This window comes from Phocaeicola intestinalis, assembly GCF_014837065.1.
Taxonomy (GTDB): domain Bacteria; phylum Bacteroidota; class Bacteroidia; order Bacteroidales; family Bacteroidaceae; genus Phocaeicola; species Phocaeicola intestinalis.
The window spans coordinates 41578-60257 of record NZ_JACSPP010000009.1 but is presented as its reverse complement, the minus strand read 5'-3'; the positions used below and the strand labels follow the sequence as shown (position 1 = coordinate 60257).

14 protein-coding genes are annotated in these 18680 nt (G+C 47.2%); 6 read left to right on the top strand and 8 right to left on the bottom strand.

The window, feature by feature from the left end:
• Window positions 1–2 precede the first annotated feature (2 nt).
• A complete protein-coding gene (locus H9625_RS04830) occupies window positions 3–965 on the bottom strand; it encodes a winged helix-turn-helix domain-containing protein (protein WP_191763219.1) in 963 nt (320 codons plus the stop codon).
• A gap of 129 nt (window positions 966–1094) precedes the next feature.
• Here H9625_RS04830 and H9625_RS04825 point away from each other — a divergent pair, with 129 nt between their 5' ends.
• Window positions 1095–2288, top strand: a complete 1194-nt coding sequence (locus H9625_RS04825; protein ID WP_191763217.1) for a peroxiredoxin family protein — start codon at window positions 1095–1097, stop codon at window positions 2286–2288.
• Between the two features lie 82 nt (window positions 2289–2370).
• Here the strand turns inward: H9625_RS04825 and H9625_RS04820 are convergent, their stop codons facing one another.
• The 7 genes from H9625_RS04820 to polA all read right to left on the bottom strand — a co-directional run bounded on the left by H9625_RS04820 (window position 2371) and on the right by polA (window position 9827).
• Window positions 2371–3021, bottom strand: coding sequence for a chloramphenicol acetyltransferase (locus H9625_RS04820; protein ID WP_022041124.1), 651 nt, complete (start codon window positions 3019–3021; stop codon window positions 2371–2373).
• Window positions 3022–3027: 6 nt separating this feature from the next.
• Window positions 3028–3939: a ketopantoate reductase family protein gene (locus H9625_RS04815; protein WP_191763215.1), complete on the bottom strand. Its 912-nt coding sequence runs from the start codon at window positions 3937–3939 to the stop codon at window positions 3028–3030.
• Between the two features lie 150 nt (window positions 3940–4089).
• A complete protein-coding gene (ychF, locus tag H9625_RS04810; RefSeq protein WP_191763213.1) occupies window positions 4090–5193 on the bottom strand; it encodes a redox-regulated ATPase YchF in 1104 nt (367 codons plus the stop codon).
• Between the two features lie 114 nt (window positions 5194–5307).
• Window positions 5308–5916, bottom strand: coding sequence for a zeta toxin family protein (locus H9625_RS04805; RefSeq protein WP_191763211.1), 609 nt, complete (start codon window positions 5914–5916; stop codon window positions 5308–5310).
• Window positions 5903–6118 carry a hypothetical protein gene (locus H9625_RS04800; protein ID WP_191763209.1) on the bottom strand — a complete coding sequence of 72 codons (216 nt, stop codon included), beginning with the start codon at window positions 6116–6118 and terminating at the stop codon, window positions 5903–5905. The genes H9625_RS04805 and H9625_RS04800 overlap by 14 nt, the downstream gene beginning before the upstream one ends.
• 398 nt (window positions 6119–6516) lie before the next feature.
• Complete coding sequence (locus H9625_RS04795) at window positions 6517–6903, bottom strand: DUF3836 domain-containing protein (protein ID WP_022040529.1); 387 nt, start codon at window positions 6901–6903, stop codon at window positions 6517–6519.
• A gap of 152 nt (window positions 6904–7055) precedes the next feature.
• Window positions 7056–9827 carry a DNA polymerase I gene (gene polA / locus H9625_RS04790; protein WP_191763207.1) on the bottom strand — a complete coding sequence of 924 codons (2772 nt, stop codon included), beginning with the start codon at window positions 9825–9827 and terminating at the stop codon, window positions 7056–7058.
• A 94-nt stretch (window positions 9828–9921) separates the two neighbouring features.
• Between polA and H9625_RS04785 the strand changes: the two genes are divergently transcribed.
• The 5 genes from H9625_RS04785 (at window position 9922) to H9625_RS04770 (ending at window position 18551) form a co-directional block, all read left to right on the top strand.
• Window positions 9922–10896, top strand: a complete 975-nt coding sequence (locus tag H9625_RS04785; protein WP_191763205.1) for a polyprenyl synthetase family protein — start codon at window positions 9922–9924, stop codon at window positions 10894–10896.
• Between the two features lie 751 nt (window positions 10897–11647).
• Complete coding sequence (locus H9625_RS04780; RefSeq protein WP_087212452.1) at window positions 11648–14902, top strand: SusC/RagA family TonB-linked outer membrane protein; 3255 nt, start codon at window positions 11648–11650, stop codon at window positions 14900–14902.
• Window positions 14903–14925: 23 nt separating this feature from the next.
• Window positions 14926–15915 (top strand): RagB/SusD family nutrient uptake outer membrane protein, encoded by a 990-nt coding sequence (locus tag H9625_RS17955; RefSeq protein ID WP_317173076.1) that lies wholly within the window; start codon window positions 14926–14928, stop codon window positions 15913–15915.
• A 1-nt stretch (window position 15916) separates the two neighbouring features.
• Window positions 15917–16882: a RagB/SusD family nutrient uptake outer membrane protein gene (locus tag H9625_RS17950; protein ID WP_317173075.1), complete on the top strand. Its 966-nt coding sequence runs from the start codon at window positions 15917–15919 to the stop codon at window positions 16880–16882.
• Between the two features lie 25 nt (window positions 16883–16907).
• Entirely contained in the window at window positions 16908–18551 is a 1644-nt protein-coding gene (locus H9625_RS04770) for a DUF5123 domain-containing protein (protein WP_191763203.1), read from the top strand.
• Window positions 18552–18680: the final 129 nt, after the last annotated feature.

Below are 18680 nucleotides of genomic sequence, written 5' to 3'. Positions count from 1 at the left end.
TGTCAGGATCCTTTCTTGACCGACAGGTAATAGCCTTGCCCACGTACGGTCACTATCCGATACTCCGGAAAGCCTTTCAGGTGTTTCCGGAGTATTTTGATATGTGTGTCTATCTTTTCGTCGGCATTGGTGTCGGTTTTCCAGAAGCGTTGTTTGATTTCTCCGCGACTCACGCACCTGCCTTTCTTTCGGAGCAGGAGGCAAAACAAGGCGAGGTCTAGCTTGGGTAACGGACAGAGGATGCCATCAATGATTAATTCTTGCTTTTCCATATTGACAGAAATGTCTGGATAAATGTGGGAGGCATTGCTTCTTTTCCGCAGGTAATAACAGATGGCGGTGCCAAGAGCTATCAGTGCTATGAGCAGGAAGAACCGCCGGTCGATATAGCGGAGCAGTGTGACCGTATCGTATGCCACCCATCCTTGTGCCTGGATGTCGCCCGTGATATCCTGGCGGTAAACGGGTGTGGAATAGGCAGAAGAAGCACTGAGCGTGTCGGAACTGCAGTGTCTTTCTTGTCCGTTGTAATAGATGGTTCCAGTCTGTCCGCAGATGTTTCGCGCTGCGAGCCGTGCCCGGAACAAGATGTTCAGTTTGTCGGCATCTATCGGGTGGACATTAGTAAGGATGTGCTCGTTAAGCAGGCGGCGTGCCTTCGCTTCGTCTACACTGTCTTTGAAGACAAACACCGTTCGGTCTTTCCACGTACGCAGGGTGTATTTTTTTATCTTCCGGTCGTAGACGGGAGCCGTGATGTAATATTCGGAATAGGGATTCAAGCCGGGATGGGTGAAATGCTGGAACAGTTCTATTCGTTCGGAATAGTGTCTGGCGGTGGCTTCGCAGAACGCATGATCCGTTTCTTGCCGGATACGTTCTTCGCCTGCTTGTAAAGACAGGCACAATGCCGTAACGATAATGGCACTCAGGATGCCGAGGATATATAGTTCTTTTGTCTTCATAGATGCGATGCTAACCGATAGCAAAATAAGCGAAAAACTTAGATTTCAGAAAAAGTTCAGCTAATTTTTTTGTCCGATTACCGGGATTCTTATTCTTTTGCCGGCAGAAAACATTAAAAACATCAACACATGAAAACACTGATTATTTTAGCAATGTGCCTGCTGGCGGGCAGTTCCCTTCAGGCACAAGAGTATCTGAGAGAAGTATTGAGTAAGTTAGAAAGCGTCAAGTCGGCGACGTATGACTTGTATAGTGAAGGTTGGATGGCGGGAGATACTTTGCCAAGTAGTGTCAGCAAGGTGTTTGTGGAAGAATACCGCAATCCGCAAGATACCACCATCGGGTCGAGTTTTTTAGAATGGGATTCTGAAGACCAAACGCGCTTTGAATTGGGATATGACGGAACAGTTTCAGTATATATGAACCGTTATCAAAAAGTAGCAGAGGTAAATGATTTTTCCAATCAGTTTCTTCCGGTAAGGCTTATCCAACCTCCTTTTTTCAATTATGTGACGAGTATCATCCGTTATACGTTGGAAACGAAAGATAACGTTATTCGGGAAGTGAAGGAGACAGAGAAGGAGTATTATTTGAAATTGACTATCGACGAAGGAGTGGAAGTGGAATTCTTCGGGAAGCCTTTCCATTTTCCGGAAATGTCTTTTATGGCTGACCCGATAATGGTTTTTGAAATCTGGATAGATAAAGAGACAGGCCTTCCTTATAAATACAAAAGAGAACTTTGTGGAAGTAATTCCGGTATAGATGAATGTTCGAATGTGAAATTGAATACTTTGCCCGATAAGAATTTCGATTTATATGCGCTTGTGCCTGAAGGGTATGAGTTGGTACGGATGGGCGAAAAGAACAAATATGATGAAGAACCTTTTAAATTAGCGGATAAACCGGCACCCGATTGGACGGCGGTGAATATGCAGGGTGATTCGGTTTCGCTTTCTTCTTTGAAAGGGAAGGTGACGTTGCTCAATCTTACGGGAATAGGGTGTGGGGTATGCCAACTTGCCATTCCGTTTCTGAATGAATTGGACAAGCGTTTTGATAAAGATAAATTCCAGTTGGTTGCGATAGATTCTTGGGGCAAGCCGTTAGCGAATGTGCGGAATTATATAAGCCGCCATCAGGTTGGTTATACTTTTTTGTCCGGAAATGAACAGATTATTTTAGATTATAAGACGGGTGGCTTTGTGCCGTTCTTTTTCTTGTTAGATGAGAATCTTGTGATTCGGAAAATAATAAAAGGATATTCGAAAGGTACGACCGAAAAGAAGATTATAGATGCGATTGAAGAACTTTTGAAATAAGCCCATTTACGATTAGACAATTTACTATTTACGATGGAGAAAGTCATAAATCGTAAATAGTAAATTGTCTAATCGTAAATGTTTATAGTTCCTTCAACGTCTGCTCCACCTTCTCGAAGAAGAGCGAGATGTGCGCTCCGTCTGCAAAGGCATGGCTTACGGTAAGTGCTATCGGCATGTAGAGCCGTCCTGCACGGGTGATTGCCTTGCCTGCATTCATCAACGGATAATCCAACGGATGCCCTACCGATTGTTGGGTATAGGTGATGGAGGTGAAATACAGTTTCGGCGTGGCGCTGAGCAGGAAGACATCGAAATCCCCCTGCTGGGCTATCTGCTTGTCTGTTCCGTACGGGTCTCCGTCTTCGGGAATGGACGTGATGATGCGCCGCGCTTCACGGTAGAATGTATCGAAGTCGGGATGATAGGGAATACGCACGGTGTAGAATGTACGTCCCGGTACGGCGATAGGTGTAATCACATCCACCGTATCGTGGTAGACCACTTGCCCGTTCTTATCCCAGCGATAGCGCAATTCCTTGATTTCGTTTACCGCCTTCGTGATGGCATAAAGATAATAGAGGAAAAACGAATGCCCTTGTGCCTTTGCCCGTGCGTATGCCTCGGTGCAATCGGCTTCGCTCGTTATGGCAATCCACGAGTTGGCAAAGCCTCGGAAGAAGTTATAATTGTCTTTCCGTTCCCATGTATCAATGTTGATGATGTGTTTCATGCTTTCTTATGCTTTCTTGAATTTTAATGCCACTTTGTGATACGTCGGCAAATCGATGCCCAGCCGTTCGCCCAAGTCAATCATATCGAACAGCAAGCCTTGTATTTCCGATTCGTGTCCGCGGGCAATGTCTTTCTGCATCGAGGCGGTGCTATGCGGGTCGAGCTTGTCAATGACTTTCAGGTTATACGTTACGGGGTCTTCGGGGAAGATTACACCCAGTTTACGCCCGATTTCGGCACTTTCCTGCGATAATCCGATAAAGGTATCGCGCACCTCGCCTTCGTGCTGCACTTCGCCCATGGGCACATTGTGGTAGGCTCCGGTACATGCCATGGCGGAGATGAATGCCCACTTGATGAAGGTGTCGCGGTTGATGTCGTCCGATACGTCTACTTTGATGCCGCACGCACGCAGTTCTTCGGCTATTTGATTCAATTGTTCGCAGGAAATGCCTTGTTCAGGGCGTGCGCCGAACACCAGGCGGAAGATGCTTCCCATTTGGGTAATCTCGCCTTCTCCCGAAACAAATCCTACGATGTAGATGCATCCGTCGAGCACGTGTACCGAAGGCACAAGCCTTCCGATGCGCGGTCCGGTGCCATACACGTTGAGGATAGGGATGACCAGCGTTTCGGGGGTGGAAGCACGTTCTAATACTTCCTTGATAGAGTCGATGGAATATCCTTTCACGCATACGAAAATCACGTCGGCTTTTCCTTCGAATTCTTCGGCGGTATAAGCCTTCACGGGAAGAAAATGTTCGCCTTTCAAGTCTGATTTCAGGTGAAGCCCTTTTTGTCGGATGGCATCCAGGTGTTTGCCGCGTGCGATGCAGGTCACGTCTTTGCCTGCCAGAGCGAGGAATCCGGCGATAGAGCCTCCCACGCCCCCTGTTCCTACTACTAAGTATTTCATGGTGAGTTTTTTAAGTTCTTGAGGTTTTCACCACAGATTACACAGATTTTATTCTATTAAAAATCAAAGAGAGACAATAATAACACTATTCTCGCTTGCCATTATTATAATAAATAGAAAAATCTGTGTAATCTGTGGTGAAAAAACGGATTACACATTAAAGCGGAAGTGCATGATGTCGCCGTCCTGCACCACGTAGTCTTTGCCCTCTACGTTCAGCTTGCCAGCCTCGCGTACGGCGGCTTCACTTCCGTATTGGATATAGTCTTCGTATTTGATGACTTCGGCACGGATGAAGCCCTTTTCGAAGTCGGTGTGAATGACACCGGCACATTGCGGGGCTTTCCATCCTTTGTGGTATGTCCATGCCTTGACTTCCATTTCGCCTGCGGTGATGAATGTTTCCAGGTTCAAGAGCTTGTATGCTGACTTGATGAGGCGGTTCACGCCCGATTCTTCCAGTCCCACTTCTTGCAGGAACATCTGGCGGTCTTCATACGTCTCCAGTTCGGCGATGTCGGCTTCGGTCTTGGCTGCAACGACCAATATCTCGGCATTTTCGTCCTTTACGGCTTCGCGCACCTGTTCTACATATTGGTTGCCCGTTACGGCACTGGCTTCGTCTACGTTGCATACGTACATCACCGGTTTTGCCGTGAGCAGGAACAGGTCATGCGCTATTTTCTGTTCGTCTTTCGATTCGAACTGTACCGTGCGTGCCGATTTGCCTTGCTCCAGTGCCTCTTTGTAGCGCACCAGTACATCATAGGTTTGTTTAGCTGCTTTGTCACCTCCGGTTTGTGCCTGCTTTTGTACGCGTTGGATACGGCTTTCGATGGTTTCCAGGTCTTTCAGCTGGAGTTCGGTATCAATGATTTCCTTGTCGCGTACCGGATTTACCGTACCGTCTACGTGGGTCACGTTTTCATCATCGAAGCAACGCAGCACGTGGATGATGGCATCTGTTTCGCGGATGTTCGCCAAGAACTTGTTGCCCAGTCCTTCGCCTTTGCTGGCACCCTTCACCAGTCCGGCGATGTCTACGATTTCTACGGTAGTAGGCACGATGCGTCCCGGATGGACTAATTCCGCCAATTTGTTGAGGCGTTCATCGGGAACGGTAATTACGCCCACATTCGGTTCGATGGTACAGAAAGGGAAATTGGCTGCTTGAGCCTTTGCGTTTGATAAGCAATTGAAAAGCGTAGATTTGCCCACGTTCGGCAAACCGACGATGCCACATTGTAAAGCCATAATGATATATTGTTTTTATTGTTTTGATTTCTTGCTTGTTTCAACGGGCAAAGGTAGTCATTTCTTTTGGCATATCGGGCAGGGCACTCCGATTATTTACATAGAAGCCTCTTATTATCGGGCATCTGGTAATAGGATTTTCGCCCATTCAGACACTTCGGTCACATACATTTTCTTTAATTCGCCATTGACCAAGCGGAATTGAAGTCTGGCATCTTCGCCGTCTATGGAATTGTCGTACACATAAAGGCGGTCCACAATCGGTGCTACGGTCTTGCAATTTTCTATGGACTTGAAATAGCGCGAAATGATTTTAGTGATGGGCACGTCATGTCCCCCTTTCATCACCCTGTTGGCAATTCTTGCCGCATTGATAGAGGGGTGTGAAGTCGAGATAAAGAATAAACGGATAAAGAAGCCTTGCCGTTTGGCTTTAATGATGAATGCGACTTTATCTTCGGCGGACATTACGGTTTCAAACACAAAGCTTTTTCTTTCCGATAAACATGTTTCTCGTAGCTCGGCGCAATAATTAGCTGCTTTTAGTACAGCTTCCGGTGAGTTCCAGTCGCCATATTTATCTTTAGCCACTTCGTCCGGATTGATGTATAGCGTGCCTTCCGCCCATTCGTGATGCAGGAACTTTTGAGTGACGGATGTCTTGCCTGAGCCATTAGGTCCGGCTATTACAATCATTTCCGGTAAGCGTTTATTTGTGTCCATTCCGTATGTTTTCTATGTCTTTCGCCCATTTTGCTTGTTTTGTCAAAACGTTTTGCCGCATTTGCATGAAATGCTCCTCCGTCGCCTTTTGGTTGCTCGTTCTCGCTTCCTCGGCAACTTCCCTCATGATTTGTTCCAGCATTTCGTCCGTAGGCTCCTGCTCCGGACTGAAGCGGTATGCGTTTAATTCTTTCTCTGACATGATTGAGGTATTACGTTAGGGTGCAAATATAGTCATTTCTTTTGGCATATCGGCACACCTCTGATATTTGTTATGCAAAATTTACTTGCATAGCCAGCTTCTTTTTACGTCCTCCGTCCCGAGGACGTATGTTTTTGGTATGGAGGACGCACATCCTTCGAACGGAGGATGTATATCCTTGGGACGGAGGACGTAAAAGGATGCAGGTTGATTCAAGAAAAGTATATGGGTGAAACGAGAAAGAATAGACTGATTGCTTACAAATCGTAACTTAATGAGGCTTTATTTGGTATGAATCTATACTTTAAGGACGCTAAAAACAAAAAGAGACGCTTCCTCGCGAGGCGTCTCTTTCGGATTGTTGAGAGTTTATGAAAATATGTTTGTTTATGTGCTGCTTATTGTTGTACCGTAACGGTCATTTCCGGAACAAGGATAAAGTCTTTCTTGCCTTTATTCCACTTGTAGTATTCGATGGTTACGTTGTCTCCAGCGTATGAATACTTGATACACATGTGGTTACGCCAGTCGTTGCGGGTTGCATCCCACTTCATCAATGTGCTTTCAATGACTTGTTTATTGTCATTGTACTTATAGTTATATTTCTCGTAGTTGGTCAGGATGCCTTCGTTCATCTTGTAAACGGTTTCCGACATCTTAACGCCATCCACTTCTTCGGTGTTGTAAATCAGGTTCGCTTCCGGTGTGTTAGCGGAAATTGTAAGGTTTGCTACGAAAATGCAAGCTACAACAAAAATACTCTTCAATAAATTCATTGCTTTCATATCTTTAAGTTTTTAAGGGTTTACTATCTTTTTGTTTTTGATTACGCTGCAAAGGTAGTGAAACTTTTGATATGAGCTAACATTTCGGCTAAAAATTTATTCGATTTTAGCAAAATGTTAGCAAATAAAGATATGTTAACTATTGCGAATCCTTAGTGCGCTTCCAGCCAATTTTGACCCCAACCGCAGTCGGCTTGCAAAGGAACTTTCATTTTGTAAGCACTCTCCATTTCAGTTATCACAATCTGTTGCACTTTTTCCTTTTCTTCGGGCAGGACGCTGAAGTTAAGTTCATCGTGTACTTGGAGAATCATCTTCGAACGGATTCCCTCTTCGCGGAAGCGGCGGTAGATGCGCGCCATTGCTACCTTGATGATGTCGGCGGCACTTCCTTGGATAGGGGCGTTGATGGCATTGCGCTCGGCATATCCCCGCACTACGGCGTTGCGTGAATTGATGTCGGGCAAATACCTGCGGCGGCGGAAGATGGTTTCGATGTAGCCTTTTTCGCGTGCCGACTGGATACTTTTGTCCATGTATTCCTTTACGTGCGGATAGTTTTCGAAATACCCGTCTATCAGCTCCTTGGCTTCCTTACGGTCGATGTTGAGACGTTCGGCAAGTCCGAATACCGAGATGCCGTAAATGATGCCGAAATTGGCGGTTTTCGCCTTGCTCCGTTGCTCGCGGGTCACGTCTTCCAGCTTTTCCTTATATATCTTGGCGGCGGTGGCGGCATGGATGTCCTGATTCTCGCGGAAGGCTTCTATCATGTGCGGGTCTTCGCTGAGGTGCGCCATGATGCGAAGCTCGATTTGTGAATAATCGGCCGAGAAGAACTCGCAACCCTCGTCGGGGATGAATGCCTTACGGATTTCTTTCCCGTCCTCGTTGCGTATGGGGATGTTTTGCAGGTTCGGGTTGCTCGAACTAAGCCGTCCCGTGGCGGTCACGGTCTGGTTGAACGAGGTATGGATATGGCCTGTCTGCGGGTTGATAAGCTGGGGCAGGGCATCGATGTAGGTGCCGAGAAGCTTCTTCAATCCGCGGTGTTCCAGAATCTTTGCTACGATTTCGTGTTTTCCCTTCAGGCTCTCCAGCACTTCTTCGGAGGTGACATATTGCCCCGTCTTGGTCTTCTTGGGCTTGTCTGTGATTTTCAGGCGGTCGAACAACACTTCGCCCACTTGCTTGGGAGAGGCGATGTTGAACTCCACACCTGCCAGGCGGTGCACTTCTTCTTCTATCTGGTTCATACGGGCGGTGAAATGGCGCGAGGTTTCCTTCAGGGCTTCGGTGTCGATGCGCACGCCATTCCGCTCCATGTAAGCCAATACGGGGACAAGAGGCATCTCGATGTCGCGAAAAAGAGATTCGGCATCGTTTTGCTTCAATTCTTTCTCCAATACGTTTTTCAGCTTCAGGGTGACATCGGCATCCTCGCACGCGTACCTATATATATGAATAGGGTCGAGGTCGCGCATGTTTTTCTGGTTCTTTCCTTTCGGGCCGATAAGCTCTTCTATCTTGATGGTTTCGTAGTGCAGGTAGATTTCGGCAAGGTAGTCCATTCCGTGATGCAGTTCGGGTTGGAGCACATAGTGGGCTATCATCGTGTCGAACATTTCGCCTTGCAATTCTACTCCGTAGTTCGCCAAGACCAGCATATCGTATTTGATGTTCTGTCCCACTTTTAATGTTTGCGGGTTTTCGAAGACGGGCTTGAATTTATCCACGATGCGTTGTGCTTCGGTGCGGTCGGCAGGGACGGGAACATAAAATGCCTGGTTTTCGGTATACGAGAAGCTCATTCCCACCAGTTCGGCACGTATCGGGTCGGTTCCGGTGGTCTCCGTATCCAGACTGAAAACCTTCCGTGTCAGGATATTTTGTAATAATTGGTTGATTTTCTCTTCTGTATCAATGAGTTGATAGTCGAAAGCAAGGTCGTCAAGCCTTGTGAGATTTGAATTTTCAGGAGCTTCCGTACTCTCGGGCGTAAAAAAGCCAAAGAGATCGCCTTGCGCGGAGGGTGGGGGAGCGGCGGTTTTCTTATCGGTTCCCACCACGCGGTCGAGCAAGCTCCGGAACTCCAGGTCTTCGAATATCCGCTTGAGCGTTTCCTTGTCCGGCTCCTCCCGTTTCAGCCCGTCCATATCGAGGCGGATGGGTACATCGGTCTTGATGGTGGCAAGGAATTTGGAGAATAGGATTTGTTCGCGGTTGGTTTCTACCTTGGTCTTGATGGCACCTTTCAGCTCACTGGTATGTTCGAGCAGGTTTTCGATGCTTCCGAATTGGGCTATCAGTTTCTGGGCAGTCTTTTCGCCCACGCCCGGGCATCCGGGGATGTTGTCGGCGGTATCGCCCATCAGTCCCAACATGTCGATGACTTGTGCAGGAGACTGTATGTCGAATTTGGCTTTGACTTCCTCGACTCCCATTACTTCAAACTCCTTGTCGCCGTATTTGGGACGGTACATGAAGACGTTGTCCGATACCAACTGCCCGTAGTCTTTATCGGGCGTCATCATGTAAGTGGTGATGCCTTGCCGTCCGGCTTCGGTGGCAAGGGTTCCGATGACGTCATCGGCTTCGTATCCGCTTACCTCAAGAATGGGGATGCGGTAGGCACGGATGATGTCTTTTATAATAGGCACCGAGAGACGGATGACTTCGGGTGTTTCTTCACGCTGGGCTTTGTATTGTTCGTAAGCCTCGTGGCGGAACGTGGGACCTGCAGGGTCGAAGGCGATTCCAATGTGTGTGGGCTGCTCTTTCTTCAACACATCTTCCAGTGTATTGACGAAGCCCATGATGGCGGAAGTATTGAATCCCTTCGAGTTGATACGGGGATTTTTGATGAAAGCATAGTATGCCCGGTAAATCAAAGCGTATGCGTCCAGTAGAAAAAGTTTCTCCATTCGTGTAAAATATTTAATGTTTTGAACGTAAAAGTACAAAAAAACACCGTATTTCGATGTTTTATTATTACTTTTGTGCCCAAATAAATCTCTAATGGACAAGATAGGACTAATCAGGAAACCGATAGAAAGGGAACTGAGCGAATTTAAGATGCTTTTCGATACCGCTTTGACCAGTACCGCTCCGATACTGGGCGATGTGCTGGGCTATATCCGGAAGCGTAACGGGAAGATGATGCGCCCCATGCTGGTATTGTTGATGGCGAAACTTTATGGCGAAATCAATTCCGCCACGTTGCATTCGGCTTTGTCGTTGGAATTGCTTCATACGGCAAGTCTGGTTCACGACGATGTGGTTGACAAGAGCGACAAGCGGCGCGGACAAGCGTCGGTCAATGCGCTGTATGATAACCGTGTCTCGGTATTGGTGGGCGATTATATGCTTGCTACGAGCCTCCGTCATGCCGCTTATACAAAAGAAATCGAACTGGTGGACCTGGTGGCCCGCTTGGGACAGAACTTATCTGAAGGTGAAATTGTGCAATTGGCAAATACCAGCAATACTTATTTTTCCGAAGAGGTTTATTTTGACGTGATTCGCAAGAAGACGGCTGCCCTTTTTACGGCAAGTGCCGAGAGCGGTGCCCTGTCGGCAAAAGCTTCGACTGATGAGGTAGGCAATGCTGCTCTTTTCGGTGAGATGATCGGCATTGCTTTTCAGATAAAGGATGATATTTTCGATTATTTCGAGAACGAGGAGCTGGGAAAGCCTACGGGCAATGATATGCTGGAAGGCAAACTGACCCTGCCTGCCTTGTATGTACTCAATCATCAGGCGGATGAAGCGACGCGAGAACTGGCCCTGCGCATCCGTTCGCTGAAAGCCTCACAGGAGGAAATTGCTTCTTTCGTGTCTTACGTGAAGCGTGAGGGAGGCATCAAGTATGCCGACAAGGTGATGCACGATTACCGTGACAAGGCACTTGGCTTGCTTCCTGCCCAGACGGACGAGTCGCTCCGTGCGGCACTCACCGCTTATGTAGATTATGTGGTGGACCGGACGAAATAAAAAACTGAGAAACTGTTTTGAATTTCTACCAAAAGTTTTTTTCGTCTTGATGTATTCAGAAGCTGTTTTGAATTTCTCCAAAAAGTTTTTCTTGACTTGATGTATCCGTTTCCGTGTGTGCTTTGGGCGATTTTTTGGTCCTTTCCGCTCCTGTTCTTCGTCAGATAGCCCGCTATCTTCCTCATCACAGAAGCGAAAATGCCTCAAAAACTCATCCCAAATCATCGCACGATAAATTCAAAACAGCTTCTCATTTTCGTGTGTGCTTTGGGCGATAAATTCAAAACAGTTTCTGAATGAATGTCCTCAAAATGCCAGTCGAAATGAAGCTTATCCGGTGGCTGATGGATATGGCTGCATTGGGCATTGCAACTAGCTTCATAGGCTTATGAAACTAGTTGCGTTTCGGACGGCCTCTCGTGCGGAGGGAACCGTGCGGTAATAAAAATGTATTCTTGGCAGGGCACAATCGTATCTAGGAGTACAAGTGTGTGGAATATCTATCTGATTCTGCTCTTTTTAAATTAATTTTTCCACACAAATAACCAACTATTTCACCTTCTTTCATAATATTTGCTATAATTTTGTTACCCAAATGTGGAACGAAGTTAAGCCTACTATTATGAAAGGCACATGCGGACAGATAAAAGGGGGAGAATGCACTTTCTTCCAAGATATTTTCTCTTCGTGTCCTTTCAGAGTAGACGCAAGGACTGGATTTATTTTTAATACTCAACTTAATATTTAGTTTATGGATTTAGCAAATTTAGTTCGTAGGGCAGGAGCTACGCTATTGCTGGCTATGCTGTGTCTCGTTACCTTTGCTCAGGGAAAGACGGTGACCGGTACGGTTGTAGACGGCACAGGTGAGCCGCTGATTGGAGTAAGCGTATTAGTGAAAGGTACTACTGCGGGAGCGATTACCGATTTCGACGGTAAGTTTTCTATTCCGAACGTGAAAGCAGGAAGTACGCTGGTGGTGTCGTATATCGGGTATGCTACTCAGGAAATCAAGGTGGATGACCAAACTACATTTAACATTACATTGGCAGACGATGCCCAGCTGCTGGACGAAGTGGTGGTAATCGGATACGGAACAATGTCAAAGAGGGACTTGACCGGTTCAATCGCTTCGGTTGACGCGGAACAATTGGCAGCCGTACCTGTAAACAATGTGTCGGAAGCATTGACTGGTAAGATGCCGGGTGTATCTATCACAACCACGGAAGGATCTCCCGATGCTGAAGTGAAAATCCGTGTGCGTGGAGGTGGTTCTTTGTCGCAGGATAACTCTCCTTTATATATTGTGGACGGATTTCCGGTAAGCAGTATCAGTGATATCGCTTCGGCAGATATCGAAAGCATCGATGTGTTAAAGGACGCTTCTTCTACCGCTATTTACGGTGCTAAAGGAGCCAATGGTGTTATTATCATTACTACGAAGTCCGGACACGAAGGGAAGCCGCAAGTCAATTTCGGTGCATCTTTCGGTATACGCAAGCGGGTAGGCGAAGTAGGTGTGTTAAGCCCGTATGAGTATGTGATGTACCAGCAGGAACTGAACCAGGACGGAACGAATTACGGTTTGTATCAGGATTTGGACATCTGGAAATCGGTAGAAGGGACTAACTATCAGGAAGAGCTTTTCGGACGTACGGGTAACCAGCAACAATACAACGTGAGTGTAAACGGTGGTACGAAAGAAACCAAATATGCGGTCAGCTATTCACGCAATGACGAAAAGAGCGTCATGATCGGGTCGGGCTATGCACGTAACAATATTACCGTAAAGTTGCAGACCAAGTTGAACAAGTGGTTGACGCTTGACTTGAACGACCGTTTCTCGTATACGGAAATTGACGGTTTGAGTGGTGGTGCTGATACACAGGAGAGCAGTAAGGCATACTCAATCGTGGCGCGCAGTACCATCTATCGTCCGATAACCCGTCTTTCGGAAGACTTTGTGGACGAGGATACCGGTAATACGGATTTTACTCCGTTGGAACGTATTAACGCGACTTATAAGAAGCAGACCCGTCTGCAGAACAATGCCAATGCCAGCCTGACATGGGAGCCGATAGAAGGCTTGAAATTCCGTTCGGAATACGGATACGGATGGCGTTATAATAACACAGACCAGGTGTGGGAAGCCAAAGCTACCGCCAATTCGAAGTTCGGTTATTCCGGCCAGCCTCAGGCATATCTGACCAAGCGTGTCCAAAAGGAATGGCGTTTGGCGAATACGGTGACATACGACCATAAGAACCTGTTGGCAAAACAAGATAAGTTTAACGTAATGATTGGTCAGGAAATGACCAGTTCATGGTATGATGATACCAATATGACTTCGGTAGGCTTCCCGACCGACAATACGGTAGACCAGGTGCTTGCCTCTATGGGTAACGGAACGGCATTGCCCACTGAAACTTATATTGGTATTAAGGATAATACTTCTTCTTTCTTCGGACGTATCAACTATTCATTGCTTGACCGTTATTTGCTGACCGCTACGGTCCGTGCCGATGGTTCCAGCAAATTCACCGACGGCAACCGTTGGGGTGTATTCCCCTCTGTGGCTTTGGCATGGCGCATCAGCGAAGAATCATTCATGAAAAAAGCGAGCGATTGGCTTTCCAACCTGAAACTCCGCCTTTCGTTCGGTACAGCAGGTAACAACCGCATTGATGCCAAATACATGTATACGACTTATTCGCTGGGTAGCACGAGCGACCGCACCATTTACTTCGGTGAATCGGCAGCTTCGATGTTGCAACGCGGTGACATGCTTTCTAATCCTGACTTGAAATGGGAAACTACCATAACCCGCAACATCGGTATTGACTTCGGTTTCTTCAATAGCCGCATAACCGGTAGCATCGATGCTTATTGGAATACGACAAAAGACTTGCTGATGCGCCAGACGCTTCCGGGGGCTTCCGGATACAGTTATCAGTATCAGAATGTAGGGCAGACTTCTAACAGGGGTATCGAGTTTATGACGGACATTGTGATTGCCGATAAAAACGACTGGGGATTGAACTTCAGCTTCAACATTGCATACAACCGTGGCAAGATTGACAAGTATCCTGGCGGGGCTACTTGGGAAAGCAGCCGTTGGTCTGGTTCGGGTGTTATCAGTCAGGAAGAATTCTATCTGGAAGAAGGCGGACGGCTGGGTGAAGTATACGGCTATATTTACGATGGTGTGTATACAACCGATGATTTGCAATGGAACGGCACGGGATGGGCAATCCGTACAGACGCGGAAGGAAATCCTGTAACTCATGGATTAGGTACTGTAACAGGTTCATTGGAACCGGGTTCGATGAAGCTGAAAGACGTGAATAACGACGGTGTTATCGATGCCAATGATAAAGTCCGTTTGGGCAATACCATTCAGCCCGTGATTGGTGGTTTCGGACTGAACGGCCGTTTCCTGAAGAACTTTGACTTTACGGTATTCTTTAATTATCAATTGGGAGGTCAAATCATCAACGGAACAAAAGCCGCTTCAAGTTATTATGAAGGCTCACGCCAACACTATAATGTGAACAATAACTTTACAATGGCCAACCGTTGGTCGCGCGTAGACCCTGTTACAGGCGAAAATATGATGAACCGTAATTTTGCCAATGACTACATTGCCGCTCATGGCGAACAGGCTTATTATGACTATATCAATGGCGTGAACAGCGGAAAGTCTATTTATAACCCGGCTACCGTAACCGGACGTCCCCTTACCAGCTGGGATGTGGAAGATGCGTCTTTCTTGCGCTTGCAGACCGTTTCTATCGGTTATACCTTGCCGAAAGCATGGAGCCAGAAGATGCTGATGCAAAATGTACGCATCTATGCTACAGGATATAACTTGTTCTGCTTTACAGGTTATTCGGGAGTAGACCCTGAAGTGGATTGCTGTACCAGCACTCCGATGACTCCGGGTGTGGATTATGCGGCTTATCCCAAGAGCTTCTCTATTGTTGGAGGTATCAACGTTACATTCTAAAAACCTGAAAAAAGGATTGAAATATGAAAAATATATATAAGACATGGGCACTGGCAGGCTTGGCCTTTGCCACAACATTGACATCTTGCTCCGACTTCTTGGACCAGACGTCTCCTTCTGAAATGTTTCCCGAAACGGTATACAATACGGAAGGATATACCCAACAAGCTTTGAACAAAGTATATGCCGGACTTGTGTTAGACCACACTTACGGATGCCGTATTCCGTTGAACTTTTCTACCAACAGCGACATTGAACTGGTAGATGCCTTGACGCAAGAAACTACTACGGCAGATTCCGAACGCGGTCTTTGCAGCTACAATGCTCCCAATTGGAACCGCTTGGCAAATAACTGGAGCGAAATGTTCGAGATTATCGAGAATGCCAATTTGGTTATCGAGGGCATACGCGGTTCCGAAATCCGTGAAAATGAAAACATGCGCTACTATTTGGGTGAAGCACTTACCTTGCGTGCCATGGTGTATTTCGACTTAATCAAGCATTACGGCGATGTGCCCATGAAGATGGAATCCACCAAAAGTGACGGTTCCAATCTTTATTTGGAAAAGACAGACCGTGATGTCATCATGGACTCTCTGCTGGTGGATTTGCAGGAAGCTGCCGAACTGTTGCCGTGGGTAGGAGAGGCAGGTTATACTTCTGAGCATTGTACCAAAGGTTTCGCATACGGACTGGCTGCCCGCATCGCATTGGCTGAAGCCGGTTATGCCATCCGTGAGACACCCAAAGAAGGTTATGTAAACCTGAGCGAGAAGCGTGAAGGCCAGTTGGGATACAGTGACCCTACTTATCCGACAATGCGCCCGGGTGATGAGAAACGCCGCGAACTGTATGAACTTGCCTTGAATTGCTTGGATGCCATCATCACCAGTGGCAGACACCAGTTGAATCCCAGTTATGAAGATGAATGGTATCGTATCAACCAGTTGACACTGGACCAGACGTATTACGAGAACATCTTCGAAGTGGCACACGCTGAATTATTCAGGTGAGATGGGGTATACGGCAGGTGTGCGTATCAATACGGCGGGTAGCCCGTTTGGCTTCAGCAATTCATCAGGAAAAGTGAAGCTGACTGCTCCTTTCTTTATGTCGTTCGATCCGGAAGATGTGCGCCGTGACATAACTTGTGCACCGTACGAATTGCGTGATGTGACTGCTACGCAGACCTTTACGAATGCTCCTTTCGGCATTTATGTGGCAAAATGGGATGTACGTAAGATGACGGAAGAGTGGCGTGCCCAAAATGCTGCTGTAAGTACAAAGACCGGTTATGGCATCAACTGGGTAGTGATGCGTTATTCTGACGTATTGCTGATGTATGCCGAAGTGGTAAACGAACTTTACGGGCCTAACGGTAGCGGGACATGTGGTAAGTCGGCTATGGAAGCTCTGGCAGAAGTGCGCAGCCGTGCCTTTAACGGAAATGCCGAAAAGGTTTCACAATATGTAGCCCAGGCAGCCGGAAGTAAGGAGTCGTTCTTCGACGCTATCGTGGATGAACGTGCTTGGGAGTTGGCAGGTGAAGCTGTACGTAAGTACGACCTTATCCGCTGGGGATTGCTGATAGACAAGACCGTGGAAATGCTTGATTCTTACAAACACGCCATTGAAAATGATGAGTATGTGGCAGACCTGTATTATAAGGAAAGTGCAGGTGCCGACCCTTGGTATCTGGTAGACTATTCCAGTGTATGCTGGTACGAAGAACCGGAAAGTACCAACGATTATAAGAGCGTCAGCTTCTGGGGCAATGTGAAGAAAGACGGGGTGATTCCTGATGACAACAGCACGTACGATGCGCTCAATTACATCAGCAGCGGCCTTATCAGCTACGATAAATATGCTGGTTTCCAAGGTGCTGCCGGACCGGTGGTTAACCGTCACGTGTGGCCTATTCATACCACGACTATCAACGATTCTAACGGGCACTTGAAGAACTCTTACGGATTTAATTAATCTCCAATTTTAAAATGATATGAATATGAAAACCAACTATAAATATCTATTCATGGCAGGTCTTCTTTCTGCAGGAATGACCGCCTGCGTGGATGACAATGACTGGGGCACCGACAGCAGCTATAACCGTCTGTTCGGGGCACAGGACATACAGGTTTCGGCTATGGCAACTACAGCCGAAGTAACTTTCGACCGTCTTTCAAGCGTGGATTATTACATCCTGGAACTGAGTACAGACAGTCTTTATCAAGAAGACTATCATCAAGGTTCCCGGATTGATACGGTACGCGAATCGCCTTACATCCTGGAAGGGCTGACCGGTGAAACTACTTATTTTCTCCGTATGAAAGCTTTCTCGAATAATGGTACGCCTCCTTCATTGTGGAGTTATTTCGAAGATGGGGACCGCCGTTCGTTTGAAACCGATGGTGAACAGATTTTCAATTCTGTGGCATCGGCAGACTTGACTGAAAGCACGGTGCGCCTGACTTGGCTGGCTGATGCCGAGGTTACACATATTGACGTGTACGCTTCTGAGGAGGCTTTCGATGCCGGTGAACCGGCTCTTCAAACCTATCAGATAACAGCAGACGACCGCGCGGCAAGTGCATGCACCATCAGTGGGCTGGAATCGCAGACCGAATACTGGTTTGTTATCTATAATGGAACAACGAAGCGTGGCGAAATCGGTGCTATCACCACACCGCCGATGCCTGACGCTGACTTGAAGATTTCGCTGGAAGAAGGCGTTACGCTGATTGACCAAGTGCTGATTGACGACCTCGCCGCACAGGCGCAAGCCGCTGCCGGAGGCGCATCAAGCTACAGCCTGACGCTGGGTATTCCGGGCGGTGCTGCGATGGAGGTACATGGAGTAGATGAGGAGACAGGCGAAGCGACTGGGCTGGCAATACCTGAAGGCATGTCTGTTACGTTCTTTGCATTACCGGGCGAACGTCCTGTGCTGAGTTTCCAGAAGTCGCTTGAAATCGGAGGTACGCACGGATATATCCGTTTCGAAGGAGTGACGATTGTAGACGACGGCTGCCAGTATCTGGTAAACGAAAGCAACGGTGCCGCTATCGGCGACTTTACGCTGACTAACTGTATGATAGATAACATGAACAGAAGCATCGTACGTCTGCAGGCTTCGGATGCTGTGACTTTCAACGCTATCACGATTGACAATTGTGTGGTTACCAACATCGGTTCAGGTGGCTATGCCGTATTCCGTGTGGACAATGCAGCGTATACCATTGGTGCTATCAACGTAACAAATTCTACGTTCAGTAATGTAGGGCATAACTTTATCCAGGCAGGCAAATGTGCCTTGTCAGAAGTGAATTTCAACGGAGTGACCTTCTATAATGCACCGAACAATGCCAGCCGTTACCTGGTAGATGCGAATGGAAACAGCACGAATGTCAACGTAGAAAATACTCTCTTCGGTCTGACTCCGGGACGAGGCATCCGTACCGATGGCACGGTTACGGTTGTCAACTCTTTCAAGACTACCGATGGCGTGTTCAGCAGCAATGACTTCGATGTAGATGTGACTTCGCCTGAAGCGACTTCTGCAGAAGTGTTTACCGATCCGGAAAACGGCGACTTCACGCTCTTGCTGGATGATTTGAACGGCATCGGCGACCCGCGTTGGTTTACCGAGTAAAAAGGACAAACAGCCGTAGGCTGAATTTTAATATGTTTTTTCAATAAAAAGAGGCGGTACATCATGCACCGCCTCTTTTGGGCTTCTTATACAGATGCCCGTATTGGCCGATACAAGCGTTTACATTTG